At 69.8% G+C, this 19,989-nt stretch carries 21 protein-coding genes; 9 read left to right on the forward strand and 12 right to left on the reverse strand.

The genetic code is table 11. From position 1 onward, the window contains the following. Positions 1-5 precede the first annotated feature (5 nt). From pstA to ACEN9V_RS14435, 7 genes are all read right to left on the reverse strand, one after another. Positions 6-1,085 carry a phosphate ABC transporter permease PstA gene (gene pstA / locus ACEN9V_RS14405; RefSeq protein WP_413600873.1) on the reverse strand — a complete coding sequence of 360 codons (1,080 nt, stop codon included), beginning with the start codon at positions 1,083-1,085 and terminating at the stop codon, positions 6-8. 14 nt (positions 1,086-1,099) lie between these two features. Then, positions 1,100-2,047 carry a phosphate ABC transporter permease subunit PstC gene (pstC, locus tag ACEN9V_RS14410; protein WP_413600874.1) on the reverse strand — a complete coding sequence of 316 codons (948 nt, stop codon included), beginning with the start codon at positions 2,045-2,047 and terminating at the stop codon, positions 1,100-1,102. Between the two features lie 80 nt (positions 2,048-2,127). Further along, entirely contained in the window at positions 2,128-3,237 is a 1,110-nt protein-coding gene (locus ACEN9V_RS14415) for a phosphate ABC transporter substrate-binding protein PstS (protein WP_413600875.1), read from the reverse strand. A 287-nt stretch (positions 3,238-3,524) separates the two neighbouring features. After that, positions 3,525-4,472 carry an NUDIX hydrolase gene (locus ACEN9V_RS14420; RefSeq protein WP_413600876.1) on the reverse strand — a complete coding sequence of 316 codons (948 nt, stop codon included), beginning with the start codon at positions 4,470-4,472 and terminating at the stop codon, positions 3,525-3,527. Then, the gene (locus ACEN9V_RS14425) at positions 4,469-6,634 is read right to left on the reverse strand and encodes an RNA degradosome polyphosphate kinase (RefSeq protein WP_281265882.1); all 2,166 of its coding nucleotides are present in this window, start codon (positions 6,632-6,634) and stop codon (positions 4,469-4,471) included. The genes ACEN9V_RS14420 and ACEN9V_RS14425 overlap by 4 nt, the downstream gene beginning before the upstream one ends. A 25-nt stretch (positions 6,635-6,659) precedes the next feature. After that, positions 6,660-7,472 carry a mycothiol synthase gene (gene mshD / locus ACEN9V_RS14430; RefSeq protein ID WP_413600877.1) on the reverse strand — a complete coding sequence of 271 codons (813 nt, stop codon included), beginning with the start codon at positions 7,470-7,472 and terminating at the stop codon, positions 6,660-6,662. After that, positions 7,472-8,155, reverse strand: coding sequence for a DNA-binding response regulator (locus ACEN9V_RS14435; protein ID WP_281265880.1), 684 nt, complete (start codon positions 8,153-8,155; stop codon positions 7,472-7,474). Before ACEN9V_RS14435 ends, mshD begins: the two co-directional genes overlap by 1 nt. An 86-nt stretch (positions 8,156-8,241) precedes the next feature. On the opposite strand from ACEN9V_RS14435, the gene ACEN9V_RS14440 reads away from it, so the two are divergent. The 3 genes from ACEN9V_RS14440 to ACEN9V_RS14450 all read left to right on the forward strand — a co-directional run bounded on the left by ACEN9V_RS14440 (position 8,242) and on the right by ACEN9V_RS14450 (position 10,353). Then, positions 8,242-8,523, forward strand: a complete 282-nt coding sequence (locus ACEN9V_RS14440) for a hypothetical protein (protein WP_281265879.1) — start codon at positions 8,242-8,244, stop codon at positions 8,521-8,523. A gap of 151 nt (positions 8,524-8,674) precedes the next feature. Continuing rightward, a complete protein-coding gene (locus ACEN9V_RS14445; RefSeq protein WP_281265878.1) occupies positions 8,675-9,289 on the forward strand; it encodes an FABP family protein in 615 nt (204 codons plus the stop codon). Next, positions 9,289-10,353: a YgfZ/GcvT domain-containing protein gene (locus ACEN9V_RS14450; protein WP_413600878.1), complete on the forward strand. Its 1,065-nt coding sequence runs from the start codon at positions 9,289-9,291 to the stop codon at positions 10,351-10,353. The genes ACEN9V_RS14445 and ACEN9V_RS14450 overlap by 1 nt, the downstream gene beginning before the upstream one ends. Before the next feature lie 150 nt (positions 10,354-10,503). On the opposite strand, the gene ACEN9V_RS14455 is transcribed toward ACEN9V_RS14450, so the two are convergent. Both ACEN9V_RS14455 and ACEN9V_RS14460 read right to left on the reverse strand, forming a co-directional pair. Beyond that, a complete protein-coding gene (locus ACEN9V_RS14455; protein WP_413600879.1) occupies positions 10,504-11,118 on the reverse strand; it encodes a hypothetical protein in 615 nt (204 codons plus the stop codon). A 12-nt stretch (positions 11,119-11,130) separates the two neighbouring features. Next, positions 11,131-11,904, reverse strand: coding sequence for a class I SAM-dependent methyltransferase (locus tag ACEN9V_RS14460; RefSeq protein WP_413600880.1), 774 nt, complete (start codon positions 11,902-11,904; stop codon positions 11,131-11,133). Positions 11,905-11,947: 43 nt separating this feature from the next. On the opposite strand from ACEN9V_RS14460, the gene ACEN9V_RS14465 reads away from it, so the two are divergent. Further along, positions 11,948-12,694 (forward strand): phosphoglyceromutase, encoded by a 747-nt coding sequence (locus ACEN9V_RS14465; RefSeq protein ID WP_402727151.1) that lies wholly within the window; start codon positions 11,948-11,950, stop codon positions 12,692-12,694. A 138-nt stretch (positions 12,695-12,832) separates the two neighbouring features. Here ACEN9V_RS14465 and ACEN9V_RS14470 read toward each other — a convergent pair whose 3' ends face one another. Both ACEN9V_RS14470 and phoU read right to left on the reverse strand, forming a co-directional pair. Further along, positions 12,833-13,372: an AAA family ATPase gene (locus ACEN9V_RS14470; protein ID WP_281265873.1), complete on the reverse strand. Its 540-nt coding sequence runs from the start codon at positions 13,370-13,372 to the stop codon at positions 12,833-12,835. Between the two features lie 27 nt (positions 13,373-13,399). Continuing rightward, positions 13,400-14,059: a phosphate signaling complex protein PhoU gene (gene phoU / locus ACEN9V_RS14475; protein WP_281265872.1), complete on the reverse strand. Its 660-nt coding sequence runs from the start codon at positions 14,057-14,059 to the stop codon at positions 13,400-13,402. Between the two features lie 157 nt (positions 14,060-14,216). Between phoU and ACEN9V_RS14480 the strand changes: the two genes are divergently transcribed. Both ACEN9V_RS14480 and ACEN9V_RS14485 read left to right on the forward strand, forming a co-directional pair. Continuing rightward, a complete protein-coding gene (locus ACEN9V_RS14480; protein WP_281265871.1) occupies positions 14,217-15,383 on the forward strand; it encodes a sensor histidine kinase in 1,167 nt (388 codons plus the stop codon). Then, a complete protein-coding gene (locus tag ACEN9V_RS14485; RefSeq protein WP_413600881.1) occupies positions 15,380-16,060 on the forward strand; it encodes a response regulator in 681 nt (226 codons plus the stop codon). Before ACEN9V_RS14480 ends, ACEN9V_RS14485 begins: the two co-directional genes overlap by 4 nt. Positions 16,061-16,159: 99 nt before the next feature. Here ACEN9V_RS14485 and ACEN9V_RS14490 read toward each other — a convergent pair whose 3' ends face one another. Further along, positions 16,160-16,699, reverse strand: a complete 540-nt coding sequence (locus ACEN9V_RS14490) for a hypothetical protein (RefSeq protein WP_413600882.1) — start codon at positions 16,697-16,699, stop codon at positions 16,160-16,162. Positions 16,700-16,845: 146 nt separating this feature from the next. Here ACEN9V_RS14490 and ACEN9V_RS14495 point away from each other — a divergent pair, with 146 nt between their 5' ends. Genes ACEN9V_RS14495 through cysS form a run of 3 tightly spaced genes read left to right on the forward strand, consistent with a single transcriptional unit; the run spans position 16,846 to position 19,963 of the window. Continuing rightward, a complete protein-coding gene (locus tag ACEN9V_RS14495; RefSeq protein ID WP_017888066.1) occupies positions 16,846-17,328 on the forward strand; it encodes a CarD family transcriptional regulator in 483 nt (160 codons plus the stop codon). Positions 17,329-17,338: 10 nt separating this feature from the next. Beyond that, positions 17,339-18,544 carry a 2-C-methyl-D-erythritol 4-phosphate cytidylyltransferase gene (ispD, locus tag ACEN9V_RS14500; protein ID WP_413600883.1) on the forward strand — a complete coding sequence of 402 codons (1,206 nt, stop codon included), beginning with the start codon at positions 17,339-17,341 and terminating at the stop codon, positions 18,542-18,544. Between the two features lie 9 nt (positions 18,545-18,553). Then, a complete protein-coding gene (gene cysS / locus ACEN9V_RS14505) occupies positions 18,554-19,963 on the forward strand; it encodes a cysteine--tRNA ligase (RefSeq protein ID WP_281265867.1) in 1,410 nt (469 codons plus the stop codon). Positions 19,964-19,989: the final 26 nt, after the last annotated feature.

Consider the following 19,989-nt stretch of genomic DNA (forward strand, 5'->3'; position numbering starts at 1 on the left):
AGGTTCTAGCGGGAGAGCTTGGGGGCGAAGAGGCGGGTGATGAAGCGGGCCAGCAGGTTGAGCACCATCACGATGAGGATGAGCACGAGCGCCGCGGTCCAGGCCCGGTCGACGAACGGTACCGGGTTGGCGCCCTGCTGCGAGTACTGCGTGTACGCGAATACCGGCAGCGTCATCATCGGGTTCTTGAACAGGTCGTAGTTCATGCTCGTCGTGAACCCGGCGGTGACCAGCAGGGGAGCCGTCTCACCGATGACGCGGGCGATGGCGAGCATGACACCCGTCGTGATGCCGGCGAGGGAGGTGGGGAGGACGACCTTGATGATCGTGAGCCACTTCGGCACACCGAGGGCGTAGGACGCCTCGCGGAGCTCCATCGGGACGATCTTCAGCACCTCCTCGGTGGAGCGGACGACGATCGGGATCATCAGGACCGCGAGGGCGACCGAGCCGACCAGGCCGAACCGGGCGCCGGGGCCGAGGAACAGCGCGAAGAGCGAGTAGGCGAACAGACCGGCGACGATCGACGGGATGCCGGTCATGACGTCGACGAAGAACGTGATGCCGCGTGCCAGGGGTCCGCGGCCGTACTCGACCAGGTAGATCGAGGTCAGCAGGCCGATCGGCACGGCCATGAGCGCCGCGAACAACGTGATCTCGAGCGTGCCGATCAGGGCGTGCAGTGCGCCGCCGCCGACCGAGATGACGCCGCGCATCGAGTACGAGAAGAACGCCGCGTCGAAACGGGCGAGACCGTCCGCGAGGACTGTGTACAGCAGCGAGACCAGCGGCAGGACGGCGATGACGAAGGCCGTGACGACGAGCGACGTGATCAGCCGGTCGACCGCCTTGCGCCCGCCCTCGACGATCCGCGAGACGACCACGATGAGGACGTCGAACAGGACCGTGCCGAGGAACAGCGCGGCGACGATGTTGAAGTCCTTGACCGCGCCGCCGGCGTTGAGCAGAGCGAAGACGAGGGCGAGCGCGACCCAGCTCCCGCCGAGGAGCAGCCACGGGACGGACTTGTGGAGCTTCCCGTTGGCGAAGACGTTGCCGGAGGACTGACGGAGTGCGAGGGACATCGGGGTGCGACCTCTCAGCTGACGCGCTTGCGCACGATGTACCGCGCGAGCATGTTGATGACCAGGGTGATGACGAAGAGGATCAGACCCGATGCGATCAGCGCGTTCAGGGCGGTTCCGGATGCCTCGGCGAACTGCAGGGCGATGTTCGCCGCGATCGTGGAGGGGTTCAGCGACGTGAGCAGCTGGAAGGTGACGTTCGTCGACACCGACAGCACCAGCGCGATCGCCATCGTCTCGCCGAGCGCCCGACCGAGGCCGAGCATGATCGCGGACACGATGCCGGACTTGGCGAACGGCAGGACCGACAGGCGGATCATCTCCCAGCGCGTGGCGCCGAGCGCGAGCGCCGCCTCTTCGTTGAGGGTCGGCGCCTGCAGGAAGATCTCGCGCATGACGGCGGTCATGATCGGGATCGCCATGACCGCGAGCACGATCGACGCGGTGAGGATGGTGCGTCCGGTGCCGGAGATCTGTCCGGAGAACAGCGGGAACCACCCGAGGTACTCGTTGAGGAACGAGTAGAACGGCTGCACGAACCGGGCGAGCACCACGATGCCCCAGAGGCCGTAGACGACCGAGGGGACCGCGGCCAGCAGGTCGATGACGTAGCCGAGCACCGGCGCGATGCGGCGCGGTGCGAAGTGCGAGATGAAGAGCGCGATCCCGATGGAGAGCGGCACGGCCATCACGAGCGCGAGGAGCGCGGACCAGACGGTGCCGAAGACGAGGGGCCCGACGTAGTCCCAGAAGTTCGCCGCCTGGTTCGGCAGCTCGCCGACCTTCGCGGAGAAGGCGGGGATGCTCTGCCACACGAGGAAGGCCGCGACGAGCGCGAGCACGACGAGGATGAGTCCGCCGGAGATCACCGATGCGGCGGAGAAGACCCGGTCGCCGACGCGGACGACGGCCTTCGGCTTCGGGGTGGTCGTTGACCCTGGGTGGGCCGGTGCTGTCGTCATGGGACGTGGGGCTCCTGTCGGGTGACGGGGAAGTGCCCGGGTGCCGGTCGGTGGACCGGCACCCGGGCGTTCAGGAGGTGCTACTTGATGGACGCGACCGCGTCAGCGGCCTTCTTCGCGAGGTCGCTCGAGAGGGCGGCCGACTTGGCCTCCGTCGCGGCGGCCTTCTGCGCGTCGTCCGAGACCACGTACGTCAGGTAGGACTTCACGAGGTCGGCCTTGGCCGAGTCCTTGTACTCCTGGCACGCGATGGCGTAGGAGACGAGGACGAGCGGCCATGCGCCCTTGGCGGTGTCCTTGCGGTCGATGTCGATCGCCAGGTCGTTGTCCTCGCGGCCCGACACGGTCTTCGAGTCGGCGACGACCTGAGCGGCGCCCTCGGCCGAGATCTTGGTGGCGGTGTCGCCGACCATGAGCTTGGCCTTGTCGAGGTCACCGGCGCCGGAGTCGTCGATGTAGGTGATGGCGTTCGAGGCGCCCTGCATGGCCGAAGCCACACCCGAGGTGCCCTTCGCGCTGTCGCCGACCTGGTACGGGTAGGTCTGGCTCGGGGCCTCGGTCCAGACGTCGCCGGCGTTCGCCGAGACGTACTCGGAGAAGTTCTGCGTGGTGCCCGAGTCGTCGGAGCGGTGCACGACCGTGATGTTGGCGTCCGGCAGCTTCGCGCCGTCGTTGAGCGCCGCGATCTGCGAGTCGTTCCACTTGGTGATCTTGCCGGAGAAGATGCCGGCGATCGTCTTCGCGTCGAGCGTCAGGTCCTTGACGCCGTCGACCTTGTAGGCGATGGCGATCGGGGAGATGTAGACCGGGACGTCGATGGCCTTCGAGTCCGCGGCGCAGAGGCCGAAGGAGCCGGAGAGCTCCTCGTCCGAGAGCGCGGCGTCGGAGCCGGCGAAGTCCGCGGCACCCGAGATGAAGTTCTTGCGACCGGCGCCGGAGCCGTCGGGCGAGTAGTTCACCGTGACGCCGGAGGCCTGGTCCTGGAAGCCGGCGGCCCAGGTGGCCTCGGCGGTCTGCTGGGCGGAGGAGCCCGATCCGGTGAGGGTGCCGGAGAGCTTCGAGTAGTCGACACCCGAGGCCGAAGCCGACGAGGTGCTGCCCGCGCCGCCTTCGTTCGCCGCGCACGAGGAGAGCACGACCGCGCCGGCGATCGCGATTGCCGCGACCGTACCGATTCGCTTGATGTTCACAGGGGTCCCTTCGGGAATGTGGAGTGCAGGTGGGACCGCTGCTGGTCCCCGGGCCGGTGCCGACCCGGGAGCGACTGTAGGGACGCGAAGTGACCGGGATCACGCCCACTGGTGAACGGGAGGTGAACGACGGGTTGTCCCCGCGCGGAACGCGCGCACGGGTGCGGATCCGGGGGCATGCTCGGGAACAGCGTGCCCAGGAGCGGACGGGAGGCCCGGCTCGGTTGGGCGCGCCGCAGGACCCCGGCAGGTGGCCGGGATCGCGGGCCCCGCCCGCGCTGTGCGCCTCAGGCGGAGACCGGGTTGCGGTGCGTCTCCACGGCGACGAGCTGCCCGTCGGCGATGTGCATCACCGAGAAGTCGCCGACCGAGAGCATCGCGGCGCGACGGAGGTCGAACCGGCCGCTGTCGTCGGCGGTCGCGGTGGCGATGCGCGCGATGATGTCCGGGACGACCGGCCCGTGCGAGCACAGCACGGCGGTCTTCCCCTTCTCGAGCCGCTTGCGCACGACGCCCTTGACGTCGGCAGCACCCTGGTCGTGGGCGTCCTGGCTGATGTCCGGCGTGCTGGAGACACCGAGCTTCGTCGTGTCCGAGAGCGGCTCGACGGTCGCCAGGCACCGGGCGGCCGTGCTGCTCAGGATCTTGCGCGGACCGAAGGCGGCGACCGGCGACGCCACGGCCTTGGCCTGCGAACGGCCGACGGGCAGCAGCGGACGGGTGGCGTCGGGTCCCTGCCAGTCCGAGCCCGGGATGGTCTTGGCGTGCCGGAGCGTGATGAGCGCGAACGTCCGGTGGTGCCCGACCTCGGCGCGGGCGGCGAAGCGGTCGAGGATCTCGACGTCACGCGCGTACGTCAGGCGGGTGCGGGCCTGGTCGATCGTGACCCACTCGAGCGCGGCGACCTCGTCGTTGGGCCGGAACTCCCCAGCGCGCTCGTACTCCTTGTTGGAGACCCGAGCCGACCAGTAGTGCACGACCTTGTCGCGGCCGTTCGGGAGCACGTACTCCGCGACGCCGAGCGGTGCGCCGAGGTGCACGCGGTAGCCGGTCTCCTCGTGGACCTCGCGCACGGCCGTCGTCGGGACCGCTTCGCCCGGGTCGACCTTGCCCTTGGGGAGGGAGACGTCCTTGTGGTGCTCGCGGTGGATGAGCAGCACGAGCGGGACGCCGTCCTGCTCACGCCAGACCACCGCTCCCGCCGCGACGACGGGACCCGTGGGACCGCCGCTCACCGAGTGGAACGCTTCCGCGCAGAGATCTTCCGCATGAGGACATTCTGCACGTCGTCGAGGGGCCGTCCGTCGTCGTCGGTGGAGTGGCGCGTCCACTCGCCGTCCGACTCGAGGTGCCAGGAGCTCGTCGTCTCGGCCATCGCCAGGTCGAAGATCTCCTGGATCTCGTTGACGTGCGCCGGGTCCGACATCCGTACGAGTGCCTCGACGCGGCGGTCCAGGTTGCGGTGCATCATGTCGGCGCTGCCGATGAACACGTAGGGGTCGCCCTCGTTGTGGAAGGCGAACGCGCGGGAGTGCTCGAGGTACCGGCCGACGACGCTGCGGACACGGATCGTCTCGCTGACCCCCTCGATGCCCGGCTTCAGGGAGCAGATGCCTCGGACCAGGATGTCCACGGGCACACCGGCCTGGCTCGCCAGGTAGAGCGCGTCGATGATCTGCTCGTCCACCATCGAGTTGACCTTGATGCGGATGCCGGACGGCTTGCCGGCCGCGGCGTTGTCGGTCTCGACCTGGATGCGCTTGAGCAGGCCCTTCCGCAGGTGCAGCGGCGCGACGAGCAGCCGCTTGAACTTCTTCTCGATCGCGTACCCGGAGAGCTCGTTGAACAGGCGGGTGAGGTCCTTGCCGACCGTGTCGTCCGCGGTGAACAGCCCCATGTCCTCGTAGATGCGCGAGGTCTTCGGGTTGTAGTTGCCCGTCCCGATGTGGCTGTAGTGCTTGAGCGTCCCGCCCTCCTGCCGGATGACGAGCACCAGCTTGGAGTGCGTCTTCAGCCCGACCAGGCCGTACACGACGTGCACGCCGGCCTTCTCGAGCTTCCGCGCCCACGTGATGTTGTTCTGCTCGTCGAAGCGCGCCTTGATCTCCACCAGCGCCAGGACCTGCTTGCCGGCGGCCGCGGCGTCGATGAGGGCCTCGACGATGGGGGAGTCACCGGAGGTCCGGTAGAGCGTCTGCTTGATGGCGAGCACGTTCGGGTCGGCGGCGGCCTGCTCGAGGAACGCCTGGACGCTCGTCGCGAAGGACTCGTACGGGTGGTGCACGAGGACGTCCCGCGACGCGATCGCACGGAACAGGTCCGGCTTCGTGTTCGGCTCGCCCGGCTGGAACTGCACGGGCGTGGTCGGGACGTGCTTCGGGTAGTGCAGGTCGGGGCGGCTGATCTTCGAGATCTCGAACAGGCAGCCGAGGTCGAGCGGTGACGGCAGCCGGTAGACCTCCTGTTCGGTGATGTCGAGCTCGCGGACGAGCAGGTCGAGCGTCACCGGGTCCATGTCCTCGGTGATCTCGAGGCGGATGGGCGGCCCGAACCGACGACGAAGGAGCTCGCGCTCGAGGGCCTGGATGAGGTTCTCGGCCTCGTCCTCCTCGATCTCGACGTCCTCGTTGCGGGTGACCCGGAACACGTGGTGCTCGAGCACCTCCATGCCGGGGAACAGGTCGTCGAGGTGGTTCGCGATGAGGTCCTCGAGCGGGATGAACCGCATGCGGCCGGAGTTGTCGTCGGGCAGCTTGATCAGTCGGGAGAAGTTCTGCGGCACCTTGAGGCGCGCGAACTCCTGCCGCTGCGACTTCGGGTTCCGCACCCGCACGGCCAGGTTGAGCGACAGGCCGGAGATGTAGGGGAACGGGTGCGCCGGGTCGACCGCGAGCGGCATGAGCACCGGGAAGATCTGCTCGGCGAAGTACTCGCGCATCCGGAGCCGGTCGGCCTCTGCCAGGTCGGACCAGTGCTCGATGTGGATGCCGGCGGCGTCGAGGTCGGGCTTCAGCGACCCCATGAACGCCTGCGCGTGCCGGTCCTGCAGCTCGTGCGCCTTCGTCGCGATGTCGCGGAGGACGTCGCTCGGGGCGCGGCCGACGTTCGTGGGCACCGCGATGCCGGTGTCGATGCGGCGCTTGAGGCCCGCGACCCTGACCATGAAGAACTCGTCGAGGTTGGACGCGAAGATCGCCAGGAAGTTGGCGCGTTCGAGCAGGGGCACCGTGCGGTCCTCGCCGAGCTCGAGCACCCGCTGGTTGAACCGGAGCCAGCTCAGTTCACGGTCGAAGTATCGATCCGAGGGGAGGGACTCGTGCTCGATCTCCACGACCTCGTCGAAGTCGTCGAGGTCGGGCGCGACGGAGTCGCCGTCGAGCTGCGGTTCGGTGTCCATGCCCACATCCTGCCACCCGGACGTTTCAGGGAGCGGCGTACTGCACGTCGATCGCGTGCTGCGTGAACCCGGACCGCCGGTACAGCGCCAGTGCGGGTTCGTTGTCGCCTTCGACGTAGAGCGCGGCTGCGGTCAGGCCACGACCGGCCAGGCGGGCGTACCCGGCGCGCATGAGCACACCGCCGAGCCCATGCCCCTGCAGGTCGGGGCGGACGGCGACGGCGTAGAACTCGCCGATCCCGTCCTCGACCTTGAGCCAGCAGGACCCCGCGAGTTCCCCGTCGGCGTCGCGCAGCAGGATCAGGTCGTCCGGGGAGAACCACGGCTCGGCTTCCCGCGCCCGCAGGTCCTCGAGCGTCATCGAGCCCTGCTCCGGGTGTGACGCGAAGGCCGCGGCGTTGAGGGCGAGCCAGTCGCCCTCGTCGGTGCTGGGATCGGAGCCGGTGCCGGTCCGGAACGCGGTCACGGTGTACCCGGACGGGAGGCTCGGATCCGGTGCCGACGTCGGCACCGGTGCGCGCAGCTGCAGCAGCGTCCTGGTGGCGGCCCAGCCGAACCGGGTCGCGATCGCGCGTGCCGCCGGGCTGTCGCCGTGTGCCCAGGCGAGCCGGGGAGCGGCCCCGCCGCCCAGGGCGAGCGCCTGCTCGACGAGCCACGTCCCGACGCCGTGGCCACGGGCCTCCGGTCCGACGACCAGTTCCAGCTCGCCGTTCCTGACCACCGCGACCCCGTCGGGTTCCTGCAGCACGACCGCGCGCCCCGCGCGCACGTCGACGAGGGTCTGGTCGGAGAACGGCGGTGGTTCGCCGGGGACGGTGAACCGGGCGGGGTCCACCACTACTGGCCCATCAGCCGATCGGCCTCGTCGTCGTAGACGTTGAAGCGGTAGCCGACGTTCCGGACGGTGCCGATGAGCGACTCGAGGTCGCCGAGCTTGGCGCGGAGGCGTCGCACGTGCACGTCGACCGTGCGGGTGCCGCCGAAGTAGTCGTAGCCCCAGACCTCGGAGAGGAGCTGTTCGCGGGTGAACACGCGCGACGGGTGCGTGGCGAAGAAGCGCAGGAGCTCGAACTCCTTGAACGTCAGGTCGAGCGGCTTGCCCCGCACCTTCGCCGAGTAGCTCGCCTCGTCGATGACGACGCCGGACGCCTGGATCTTCGAGCCGGTCTGGTTCTTCGCGGCACGGCCGGCGCTCAGTCGGATGCGGGCGTCGACCTCTGCCGGGCCGGCGCTCTCGAGCACGACGTCGTCGATGTTCCACTCGCTGTTGACCGCGGTGAGGCCGCCCTCGGTGACGACGAGCACGATCGGGGTCGTCGAGCCGGAGGTGGAGAGGATCTTGCACAGCGCCTTGGCGCTGACGAGGTCGGTCCTGGCGTCGACGAACATCAGGTCGCTCTGCGGGGCGTTCACCAGCTGCGCGGCCTCCGCCGGCACGTGGCGGATCCGGTGGCTCAGGAGGCCGAGGCTCGGGAGCACGTCCCCGGGCGCAGCCGAAGTGAGTACCAGGAGCTGTGCCACAGGACCTCCAGAACGGATGAGACGTCGTGCGGACATCCTAGTGATGCTCGACAAGCGTCCTCGACGCGGCCTGCAATGATGGGGTGGTGACCGAGCCCGTCCAGCCAGCAGACCAGCGCCGTCTGAAGCTCACGTCCGTGCTGCCCGTCTGGTTGCTGTCGATCGTCGGCGCCGTGCTCGTCCTGACCCTCACCGAGAAGGACTCCTTCGCCTGGCTGCTGCTCGTCTTCGTGGCGTCCGTGCTCGTGAGCTTCGTGCTGCAGCTCATCACCGCGACGAAGGACGGCCTGGTCGAACGGATCAGCATCGCGTCGTCCGGGTCGTTCGTCGTCGTGCTCGTCACCGCGGTGGTGCTCCTGGCGCGTTGAGCCGGTGCGCTCGGATGGTGGCCGCGTAGACTCCTGGCATGGATTCGCTGCTTGCGCTCGAGCTGTTCTACGTCGGCCTGTTGGGTCTGGCATCGCTCGCGATCGCGTTCGTCTCGGTGACCGTCGTCGTGAAGCTGTTCAAGGGTCAGCGTTGATCGAACTGCCGGAGGGTCTCGCGCCCGAACTCGTCCCCCTGTCCTGGCTCGTCGGCGTCTGGGAGGGCACGGGTGTCGTCGAGTACCCAGTCGGTCCAGCCGACGCCGACGAACCCGACGTCAGGACGTACGAGTTCGGCCAGCGCGTGAGCTTCAGCCACGACGGCCTGCCGTACCTCAACTACTCGTCCACGACGTGGCTGCTCGACGACGAGCACACGCCGCTCGCGGCCGAGATGGGCTACTGGCGGCTCGACCGTCCGTCCGAGCCGGGCGACCGCGGCCCCGCGATGCTCATGGGCGAGGGCAACGTGCCGTTCACCACGACCCAGAGCGTCGAGGCGCTCCGCAACGCCAACGACGGCTTCGACATCGAGGCGGCGATCATCCACCCGACCGGCGTCAACGAGCTCTACGTCGGGCAGGTCCGCAAGGGCCGCATCGACCTCGCCACCGACGCCGTGATGCGCTCGGCCAACGCGAAGGACTACTCCGCGGCCACCCGCATGTACGGGCTCGTCGAGGGCAAGCTCTTCTGGGCGTGGGACATCGCCGCGCTCGGCCAGGGGCTCACCTCGCACGCCTCGGGGCAGCTCGCGAAGGTCGACTGATGGCCGCCTTCGCCGACCGTACGGGGTTCGTCGCGTCCGACCTCGGTCCGGCGGCGCACTTCGGCAACCCGCTCGGTGAGCAACGGCTCCTCGCGCGTGGTTCCGCCGTCGTCGAGCTCGGGCTCGGCGTCGTGACCGTCACCGGTCCTGACCGTCTGTCGTGGCTCAACTCGATCACGTCCCAGCTGCTGCTCGGCCTCGCGCCGGGGGTGAGCACCGAGACGCTCGTGCTCGACCAGTCCGGTCGTGTCGAGCACGCCGCCCGCGTGGTGGACGACGGCACGACGACGTGGCTCCTCACCGAGCCGGCCGATGCCGCACCGCTCGCCGCGTGGCTGTCGTCGATGCGCTTCATGCTCCGGGTGGAGGTCGCCGACCGGTCGTCGGACCTCGTCACCGTCGGGTCGTTCGCCCTAGGGCTCGTCCCCGACGCCGTGGTCGAGTGGGTCGACCCGTGGAACACGATCACGCCGGGCGGGTGGAGCTACGCCGAGCAGCAGGGGCACCCCGGCGCCGACTGGGCGCTGCGGATCGCCGTGCTCGACACCACGGCCGCCGACGCCCTGGCCGCGTCGGACCTGCCCGTCGCGGGGCTCCTCGCGCTCGAGGCCCTGCGGATCGCCGCGTGGCGCCCCGCGCTGACCGACGTCGACGAGCGGACGATCCCGCACGAGCTCGACTGGCTCCGGTCCGCCGTGCACCTGACCAAGGGCTGCTACCGCGGGCAGGAGACGGTCGCGAAGGTCCACAACCTCGGACACCCGCCGCGTCGTGTCGTGATGCTGCACCTCGACGGGTCGGACGCCGTGCTGCCGGCGCCGGGCACCCCGGTGACGCTCGACGGCGTCGTCGTCGGCAGGTTGGCGGCGTCGGCGGTGCACCACGAGCTCGGGCCGATCGGCCTCGCCGTGGTCAAGCGCTCCCTGGACCCCACGGCCGTCCTGACGCTCACCACGGACGACGTCGTGGTGACCGCGGCGCAGGAGACCATCGTCCCGCCGGGCGCCGGCGCCACCGCGAACGTCCCGCGCCTGCCGCGGCTCGGCGCCGTCCGCCGCTCGTAACCCCCCCCCGTCGGGCCGGGCCGGAGTCCGCCAGGCCCCGCCCGCGTCCGGCGATCCGCACAACCGAAAGCACCTCGCGCCACGTGATCCCGCGGCGCGAGGTGCTTCCGGTTGTGCGGGAGCGATCCGCGCCGCCGTGCCGAGGTGTCGTCAGCCGACGGTGAGCGTCGTGATCGAGCGGCTGCCGGCGATCTCCTTGCCGTTGTCCGAGCCGCCGACGTGGAGCAGCGTGCCCGCCGGGCGGTCGTAGACCAGGTCGTAGTCGGTCGTGTCCGGATTCATCCAGGCGCCGATCCAGCCGGTGGCGGTGGTGCCGTTCGGGACGGTGCCGATCGGCGTGTACCCGGCCTTCGACATCGCGGGGGTCAGGTCATCAGGGTTCGAGAGGCCCAGGCTGACGAGGTCCAGGTTCGCGTCGCGCCGCGTGATCGACACCGCGGACTCCATGACGTCGTTCGAGAACTTCGTGCCGGCGGTGACGCGGATCTCGACGAGCACCGGCTTCACACCCCCGGCCGGGGCATCGGCGGGGACCGGGAAGTCCGTCACGATGGCCAACGGTCGCACCACGGTCCCGCTCACGTCGTCGCGGAGTGTGTCCGCGGTGACGGGGGTGCTCGGCGGCGCCGAGACGGTCGGGGTCGGGCTCGCCGACGCCGAGCGGCGCTGGACGTCCGGCTGCCCAGCGGCCGAGCACCCCGTCAAGGCAACGGCTCCGATCACGAGCCCGGCGACGGCGAAGACGTGAGTGGTGCGCAGGTTCATGCGTCCATCCTGTCAGCGCGGGGCGACGGCCGACCACGGGACGCTGAGCTCGCCGAGGCGCCACCTCGACGTGCCGTGCAGCACCGGCCAACCGCGGTCGCGCATGCCGACGACGGCCGCGAGCCACCGCTGCCGAGGTCCGTACGTGCCGAGGGGAGCGGCGACGGCCCACGACAGGTCGAGGTCCCGCAGGAAGTCGTACACGCGCTCCCCGGGGACGTTCCGGTGGATGAGGGCCTTCGGCAGCCGCTCCGCCACGATGCTCGGGACGTCGAGCCCCGCGAGCCGGAGCGAGACCGTGAACGTCCGTGGTGCGAGTGGGTCGAGCGTCACCCACGACGCGACCCGGCCGACCTCGTTGCAGGTCCCCTCGACGAGCGCGCCGCCCGGTTGCAGCCGGTCCTGCATGATCCGCCACGACTTCACGACCTGGGACTCGTCGTACTGCCGGAGCACATTGAACGCCCGGATCACCGCAGGCCGACGTCCGCCGGGTGTCGGGGTCTCGAAGCCGCCGAGCCGGAACGTCACCCCGTCGCGCGTGCCGGCGTTCGCCAGTGCGACGCGGGAGGGCTCGATCTCGATCCCGGTGACCTCGACGTCCGGGCGGACGCGTGCCAGACGGTCCCGGAGCTCGAGCGTCGTCGTCGGGCTGGCGCCGTACCCGACGTCGGCGACGAGCGGGTCCGGCGCCTTGCGGAGGGCCGGCAATGACGCGATCCACCGGTCGACGCGGCGGAGCCGGTTGTACCCGGTCGTCCCGCGCGTGACGTTCCCGATCGGCATGCGTCAAGGGTACGGGGACCACGGCGCTCGGTAGGATCGGAGCATGACCTCCACGCTCGTCCTGCTCCGTCACGGCAACAGTGACTGGAACCAGAAGAACCTGTTCACCGGTTGGGTCGACGTCCGGCTCTCCGAGCTCGGTGAGAAGGAGGCGAAGCGCGCCGGCGAGCTCATCGCCGAGTCCGGCATCGTCCCCGACGTCCTGTACACCTCGCTCCTGACCCGTGCGATCCAGACCGCCGACATCGCCCTGCTCGAAGCGGACCTGGCATGGCTGCCGGTCAAGCGCGACTGGCGTCTCAACGAGCGCCACTACGGCGACCTGCAGGGCAAGGACAAGGCCCAGACGCTCGAGCAGTACGGCGAGCAGCAGTTCATGGAGTGGCGCCGCTCGTTCGACGTCCCGCCGCCCCCCATCGCCGACGACGCCGAGTGGTCGCAGTTCGGCGACCGTCGCTACGCCGAGCTCGGAGACGCGCTGCCCCGCACGGAGTCGCTGAAGCTCGTGATCGACCGGCTGCTGCCCTACTGGGAGTCCGACATCACGAAGGACCTCGGAGCGGGCAAGACCGTGCTGGTCACGGCGCACGGCAACTCGCTGCGCGCGCTCGTCAAGCACCTCGACGGCATCTCGGACGACGACATCGCGGGGCTCAACATCCCGACGGGCATCCCGCTCGTGTACGAGCTCGACGACGACTTCCGCCCGACCGGCCCGTCGCGCTACCTCGACCCCGAGGCCGCAGCGGCCGGCGCCGCCGCGGTCGCCGCGCAGGGCGCCAAGAAGTAGGACGCGAGTCCAGCACCCATCGCGAAAGCGACAGTTCGCCGCGGAAGATCCGCGGCGAACTGTCGCTTTCGCGGAAGAGCGCGGGTGACGGCACCGCGAACTGTCGCTTTCGCGGAAGCGCGCGGGCGACGGCGCGCCTCAGACGAAGTGCGACGCGATCTCCTGCACCAGTTCGCCGACGTCGTACTGCGCCGTGGTGTCGACGCGGACGACCGGTCCGAGGCCGATCGGTCCGGCGGTGGGGCCGTGCTCGTCCCAGAACGCCAGGATGTCCGCCAGGTCGCCGTGCACCTCGTGACGCACGGGTGAACCCGGGTCGTACCGGTCCGTCAGCCGCTCCACGGCGGTCGCGTGGTCGACGTCGCACCACACCTCGACGGCGCGAGGCGACCCGGCGGAGGCGAGCCCGGCCTCCAGGAAGGCGCGGTCACGGGACGGCAGCCAGACGGCGTCGAGGACGACCCCGTTCTCGACCGCTCCGGCCATCGCCCACATCGTGGTCATCGCGATGGCGCCGAGCGGACGCGAGGCGATCATCGGGCCGGCGATGTCCGCCAGCGGTTCCTTGATCCGGTCCTTCGAGAGGAAGGGGCAGCCGAGCACCTCGGCGAGGGCGGCGCCGACCGTGCTCTTGCCGGAACCGGGCATGCCGTTGACGATGATCGCGACCTGGGCCATGCCACGATCCTGGCAGAGAACCTTCGGTCAGACGTTGGCGTTCGCGCCGGCCCAGTCGCCCGTCGCCAGGTACTGCACCTTCTTCGCGATCGACACCGCGTGGTCCGCGAAGCGCTCGTGGTACCGGGATGCGAGGGTCGCGTCCACGGTGTCGACCGGCGCGCCCTTCCAGGTCTCGCCGAGCACGAAGTCGAACACGCTGGCGTGCAGCTCGTCGACGGCGTCGTCCTCGTCGCGGATCTCCTCGGCGAGCTGGATGTCCTCGGTGGCGAGCAGGCGCGTGAGCTTCTGCGCCATCGCGACGTCGTGCTGGCCCATCTTCTTGAAGGTGCCGCGCAGGCCCTTCGGGACGACCTTCTCCGGGAAGCGCTGGCGGGCGAGCTGCGCGATGTGCTCGGCCATGTCGCCCATGCGCTCGAGCGAGGAGCTGACACGGAGGGCGGTCACGACGACGCGGAGGTCACGGGCGACGGGAGCCTGGCGCGCGAGGATGTCGATCGCGACCTCGTCGAGGTTGTTCGCCGCCTCGTCGATCTTCGCATCGTCGGCGATGACCTCTTCCGCGAGGGCGACGTCCGACTCGGTGAAGGCCTCGGTGGCCCGGGTGATCGCGGACTCGACGAGCCCGGCGATCTCGGTCAGACGCTCCTGGACGTCCTGGAGCTCCTGCTGGAACACTTCGCGCATGGGGGATTGCCTCTCTGATGCGTACCGGGAGAGTGTCGAGCGCCCAGGTGAACGAACGGTGACCTGCGACTGAACGCTTCGCGATCCTCCGGGCGACGGCCCGCGAACGCGGGTGAACGGCACCGGAACCCCTCGTGACCACTCCTACACTGACGGCATGGACAACGCGTGGCTCGTGCCACTGTCGATGCTCCTCGGCGGGGTCTTCGGCGCGGGAGTCGTCGGACTCATCATCACCGCCGAGCGCACGGCACGGGCAGCCGACGTCGCCGAGCGGACCCTGCCGGACGGCGTCGCAGCGGTCATCGCGACGATGCACAACCCCGCCGTGGTCGTCGACCCCTCGAACACCGTCGTGGCCGCGTCGCCCCAGGCACTGACGATCGGACTGGTCGTGCGGCGCCGGCTCGTGCACGACGAGCTGCGTGCGCTCGTCGACCGCGTGCGCTCGAGCGGCGAGATGGGCTCGGAGGACATGGAGCTCCCGCGCGGCCGTCGCGGGGAGCTCGTCGGGTACCTCAGCTTCCGGGCCGCCCAGCTCGGGAACCGCTACGTGCTCGTGACCGCGGACGACCTCACCGAGTCCCGACGCATCGACGAGGTCCGCCGGGACTTCGTCGCCAACATCTCGCACGAGCTGAAGACCCCGATCGGCGCGATCGGCCTGCTGTCCGAGACCCTCATCGCCGCGGCCGACGACCCGGTGCACGTGAAGAAGTTCGCCGCGCAGCTCGTGACCGAGTCCGAGCGGCTCGGTGCCCTCACGAAGGACATCATCGAGCTGTCCAGACTGCAGTCCGTCGACACGCTGGACACGAGCGAGGAGACGTCGATCGACAAGGTCGTGCAGGCCTCGATCGACGCGAACGAGGTCGTCGCCCGCGCCCGCGACATCGAGCTGGTCCGGGCGAAGAAGTCGAAGCTCCGCGTGATGGGTGACCCCGGTCTCCTGCAGGTCGCGGTGTCGAACCTCATCGCGAACGCGATCAAGTACTCCCCGGACAACACCCGCGTCGGCGTCGGTGTCCGGAGCAGCAAGGGCTTCGTCGAGATCGCGGTGACCGACCAGGGCGTCGGCATCCCGGAGGCCGATCTCGACCGGGTGTTCGAGCGGTTCTACCGCGTCGACCCAGCACGGTCGCGGGCAACAGGGGGCACCGGCCTCGGACTCGCCATCGTGAAGCACGTCGTCGGCAACCACGGCGGCGACGTGCGCGTGTGGTCCCAGCCCGGCAAGGGCTCGACCTTCACGATCCGCCTGCCCGAGGCGGACACCGAACTGACAACAGCACTCGAAGAGCAACTGGAAGAGCAGCCATCGTGACCAAGATCCTCATCGTCGACGACGAGCCGGCCCTGAGCGGACCCCTGGAGTTCCTCCTGCAGCGCGAGGGGTACGAGACCTCCGTCGCAGCGGACGGCGTGACCGCGCTGTCGAAGTTCGACGCGGAGAACCCCGACCTCGTCCTGCTGGACCTCATGCTCCCTGGGCTCTCCGGCACCGAGGTCTGCCGACAGATCCGCACGCGGTCGAACGCCCCGATCATCATGCTGACGGCGAAGGACTCGGAGGTGGACATCGTCGTCGGGCTCGAGCTCGGTGCCGACGACTACGTGACGAAGCCGTACTCGACCCGCGAGCTCCTGGCACGCATCCGCGCGGTGCTCCGCCGTCGCACCGAGGACGACCCCGCCGACAGCGGCATCCTGCAGGTCGGCGGCATCAAGATGGACGTCGAGCGCCACACCGTGTCGGTCGACGGGTCCGAGACGCCGATGCCGCTCAAGGAGTTCGAGCTCCTCGAGCTGCTGCTCCGGAACGCCGGCCGGGTGCTGACCCGTGGGCAGCTCATCGACCGCGTGTGGGGCTCCGACTACTTCGGTGACACGAAGACCCTCGACGTGCACATCAAGCGGATCCGATCGAAGATCGAGCGGGTGCCGTCGGCGCCGGAGGTGCTGGTCACGGTGCGTGGTCTGGGGTACCGGATCGAGGCCTGACGGCCTGGCAACGCATCGGAGGCCCGGTGCCGGTCCGACGGACCGGCACCGGGCCTCCGATGCGTTCGTGGGCGCGTCGGTGCGTGACGCGTCGTCGCGTTACGGGTTGATCGGGGTGTCCGTCGGGGTCGCCGACGGCGTCTCGACGGGGAGGGTGATCTCCGACGTCGGCGTCGAGGTCGGGGCGAGGGTCTGGTACTCCTCTTGCGAGCTCGTCAGGACGGGGACGCTGCCGGAGACGCCCTCGGCGCCCGGGTACGAGAAGTAGACCTTCACGAGCGACCCGGGGGTGACCTTGGCGTCGGCGAAGTCGAGGGTGTCGTGCTTCTTGTCGTTCGCGAGGTCGACGTGCGAACTGGCCGGCACGTCGACGGTCTCGGTGTCGCCGCCGATCTCGACCGAGACGGTGATGTCGTCGGTGTCGCTGTTGTTGATGAGCGTGCCGATGAAGCGTGCGTCGTCGCCCGAGTCGGAGATGAGCAGCGCGTTGCGGACGTCGATCTTGCCCGTCGTCACGTTGACGCCGTCGGTGATCTGCTTGATCGTCTTGGTGTCCTGCGGCGTCCAGAACGCGCAGCCGGATGCGCCGATCGCGATGGTTGCCGCAACGGCGACGGACACGAGTACCCGAGCTCGCAAGAGATTCCTCCGAAGATCACGATGCGCCAACCGAGCGGCTCGCGCGGCCTCCATCCTACCGATCACCTGGGAGTGCTCGCGGTTAGGCGCCCCTTACCCGAATTTTCCTTGTGGTAAACTGGGTGTTGCGGAACGGAGCTTGATACATGCAATTCGAGGTCGGCGAGACCGTCGTCTACCCCCATCACGGGGCGGCAACCATCTCTGAAGTCAAGACGCGAGTCATCAAGGGCGAGGAAAAGGTCTACCTGAAGCTGCGTGTCACGCAGGGTGACCTGACGATCGAGGTACCGGCGGACAACGTCGACCTGGTCGGCGTCCGGGATGTGATCGGCAAGGAAGGCCTCGACAAGGTCTTCGAAGTGCTGCGCGCACCGTTCACGGAAGAGCCCACGAACTGGTCTCGCCGCTACAAGGCGAACCTCGAGAAGCTCGCGTCCGGTGACGTCATCAAGGTGTCAGAGGTCGTTCGTGACCTGTGGCGCCGCGACCAGGACCGCGGTCTCTCGGCTGGTGAGAAGCGCATGCTCGCCAAGGCCCGTCAGATCCTGATCTCCGAGCTCGCGCTCGCGGAGAAGACCGACGAGGACAAGGCATCCACCGTCCTCGACGAGGTCCTCGCTTCCTGATCGCCCCGGCTTGAGCAGCAGCCCCTCGACGACCCCACTGACCGAAACGGTCCGTGGGGTCGTCGTCGTTGCGGCAGGGTCTGGCACCCGGCTCGGGCTGGCGACGCCGAAGGCATTCGTGCCCGTCGCCGGGTCGCTGATGCTGGAGCGTGCACTGTCGCCGTTGTTCACGCTGGCGACGCCGACGTTCGTGGTCGTGGTCGCCCCGGCTGCGTTGCTCTCCGAGTGCTCGGACGTGGTCGCCGCGGTGGCCGGACCCGCCGTCGGGTACACGGCCGTCGTCGCGGGCGGGGCCGATCGGCACGCGTCGGTGCAGGCGGGTCTCCAGGCGCTGCCGTCGTCGGTCGAGACGGTGCTCGTGCACGACGCTGCCCGCTGTCTGACGCCGGCTGCACAGTTCGAGGACGTGTTCGCCGCGGTGGCCGCGACCGGGGACGGGATCATCCCCGCGCTGCCCGTCACCGACACGGTCAAGCAGGTGACCGGCGACGTCGTGGTGTCCACCGTGGACCGGTCAGCGCTCGTCGGGGTGCAGACCCCTCAGGGCTTCCCGCTCGCCGCGCTCCGGGACGCGTACGCGGTGTCGACGCAGTCCGAGACCGACGACGCCGGCGTCTTCCAGGCAGCTGGTGGCACCGTGCGGTTCGTCCCCGGTGACGCGGACGCGTTCAAGATCACGACGCCGTGGGACCTGCGCCGGGCCGCTGCCGTGGTGTCGGAGCGCACCGGAGCCCCTCGAGACGTCCGGGTCGGGCTCGGCGTCGACGTCCACGCGTTCGACGCCGATGCGGTCTGCCGGCTCGGACTGCTCGAGTTCCCCGGCGAGCATGGGCTCGCCGGGCACAGCGACGGGGACGCCGTGGCGCACGCGGTGTGCGACGCGCTGCTCTCCGCCGGGGGACTCGGGGACATCGGCGGACGGTTCGGCACGTCGGACCCCGCGTACGCCGGAGCGACCGGCGACGTCTTCGTCCGCGGTGCGGTGTCCGCGCTCGCATCGGCCGGCCTCGTCCCGACCTCGGTCACCGTGCAGGTGATCGGCAACCGACCACGGATCGGCGCGCGACGGACCGAGATGGAGGCGGCGCTGTCCGCGGTCGTCGGAGCGCCCGTCGCGGTGTCCGGCACGACGACGGACGGGCTCGGGTTCACCGGTCGTGGCGAGGGGCTCGCGGCGATCGCGACGGCACTCGTCCGGGCCGACCGCTCCGTCTAGGGTTGAGGCGTGACCGTTCGCCTCTACGACTCCCGTGCCGCAGACGTCGTCGACCTCGTCCCGCTGGTCGACGGACAGGTGAGCATGTACGTGTGCGGACCGACGGTGCAGTCGTCGCCGCACATCGGGCACCTCCGCTCCGCCCTGGTGTACGACATCTGGCGCCGCTGGCTCACCCACCGCGGGTACCGCGTGACGCTGGTCCGGAACGTCACGGACATCGACGACAAGGTGCTGGACCTGGCCGCCGGCACCGACGAGCCCTGGTGGGCCCGGGCGTACCGCGTCGAGCTCGAGTTCACCGCGGGGTACACCGCGCTCGGGATCCTGCCGCCCACGTACGAGCCCCGCGCCACCGCCAGCATCCCGCAGATGCAGGACATCATCGCCAGGCTCATCGAGCGCGGGCACGCCTACCCGGCCGCCGACGGCTCCGGGGACGTCTACTTCGACACCGGCAGCTGGGCGTCGTACGGCGCCCTGACCCGCCAGCGTCGCGAGGACATGGTCGAAGCCGCGGACGCCGACCCCCGCGGCAAGCGGGACGCCCGTGACTTCGCGCTCTGGAAGGGCGCGAAGGACGGCGAACCCACGACGGCCAGCTGGGACTCCCCGTGGGGAGCCGGCCGTCCGGGTTGGCACATTGAGTGCTCCGCGATGTCCCGGCGGTACCTCGGGCCGGCGTTCGACATCCACGGCGGCGGGCTCGACCTCCGGTTCCCGCACCACGAGAACGAGCTGGCCCAGTCCACGGCCGCCGGCGACCCGTTCGCGACGTACTGGCTGCACAACGGCCTCGTGACCGTCGGCGGGCAGAAGATGTCGAAGTCGCTCGGCAACTCGATCTTCGCGGCGGACTTCCTCGGGTCCGCGCGGCCGATCGTCGTCCGCTACTTCCTCGGCGCCGCCCACTACCGGTCGACGATCGACCACCACGAGGGGTCCCTGGGCGAAGCAGAGGCAGCGCTCGACCGGATCGACGGCTTCCTCTCGCGAGCGGCCTCGCGACTCGAAGGCGTCACTCTCGCCGACGCCCCGGACGTCCCGGACGCGTTCGCCGCAGCGATGGACGACGACCTCTCGGTGCCGCAGGCGCTCGCCGTCCTGCACGAGACCGTCCGCGCCGGGAACGCCGCGTTGGACGCCGACGATGCGGATGCGCTCGGGACCGCGTACCATCAGGTGGCTGCGATGGTGGAGGTGCTCGGCATCGACCCGCGAGCGACTCACTGGTCCGGTGCCGGTCAGGACCCCTCCGCCGCACCGCTCGCCGCCCTCGTCGAACGCCTCGTGCAGGAGCGTTCCGACGCCAGGGCGTCCCGGGACTTCGCCACGGCCGACCGTGTGCGCGACGACCTCGCGGCCGCGGGCATCACGATCGAGGACACCTCGGCCGGAACACGCTGGAGCATCGCCTGACCACGGCAGTGCCGAACAGGAGAGAA

It is taken from the genome of Curtobacterium sp. Curtsp57, from assembly GCF_047324335.1.
Classification (GTDB): Bacteria; Actinomycetota; Actinomycetes; order Actinomycetales; family Microbacteriaceae; genus Curtobacterium.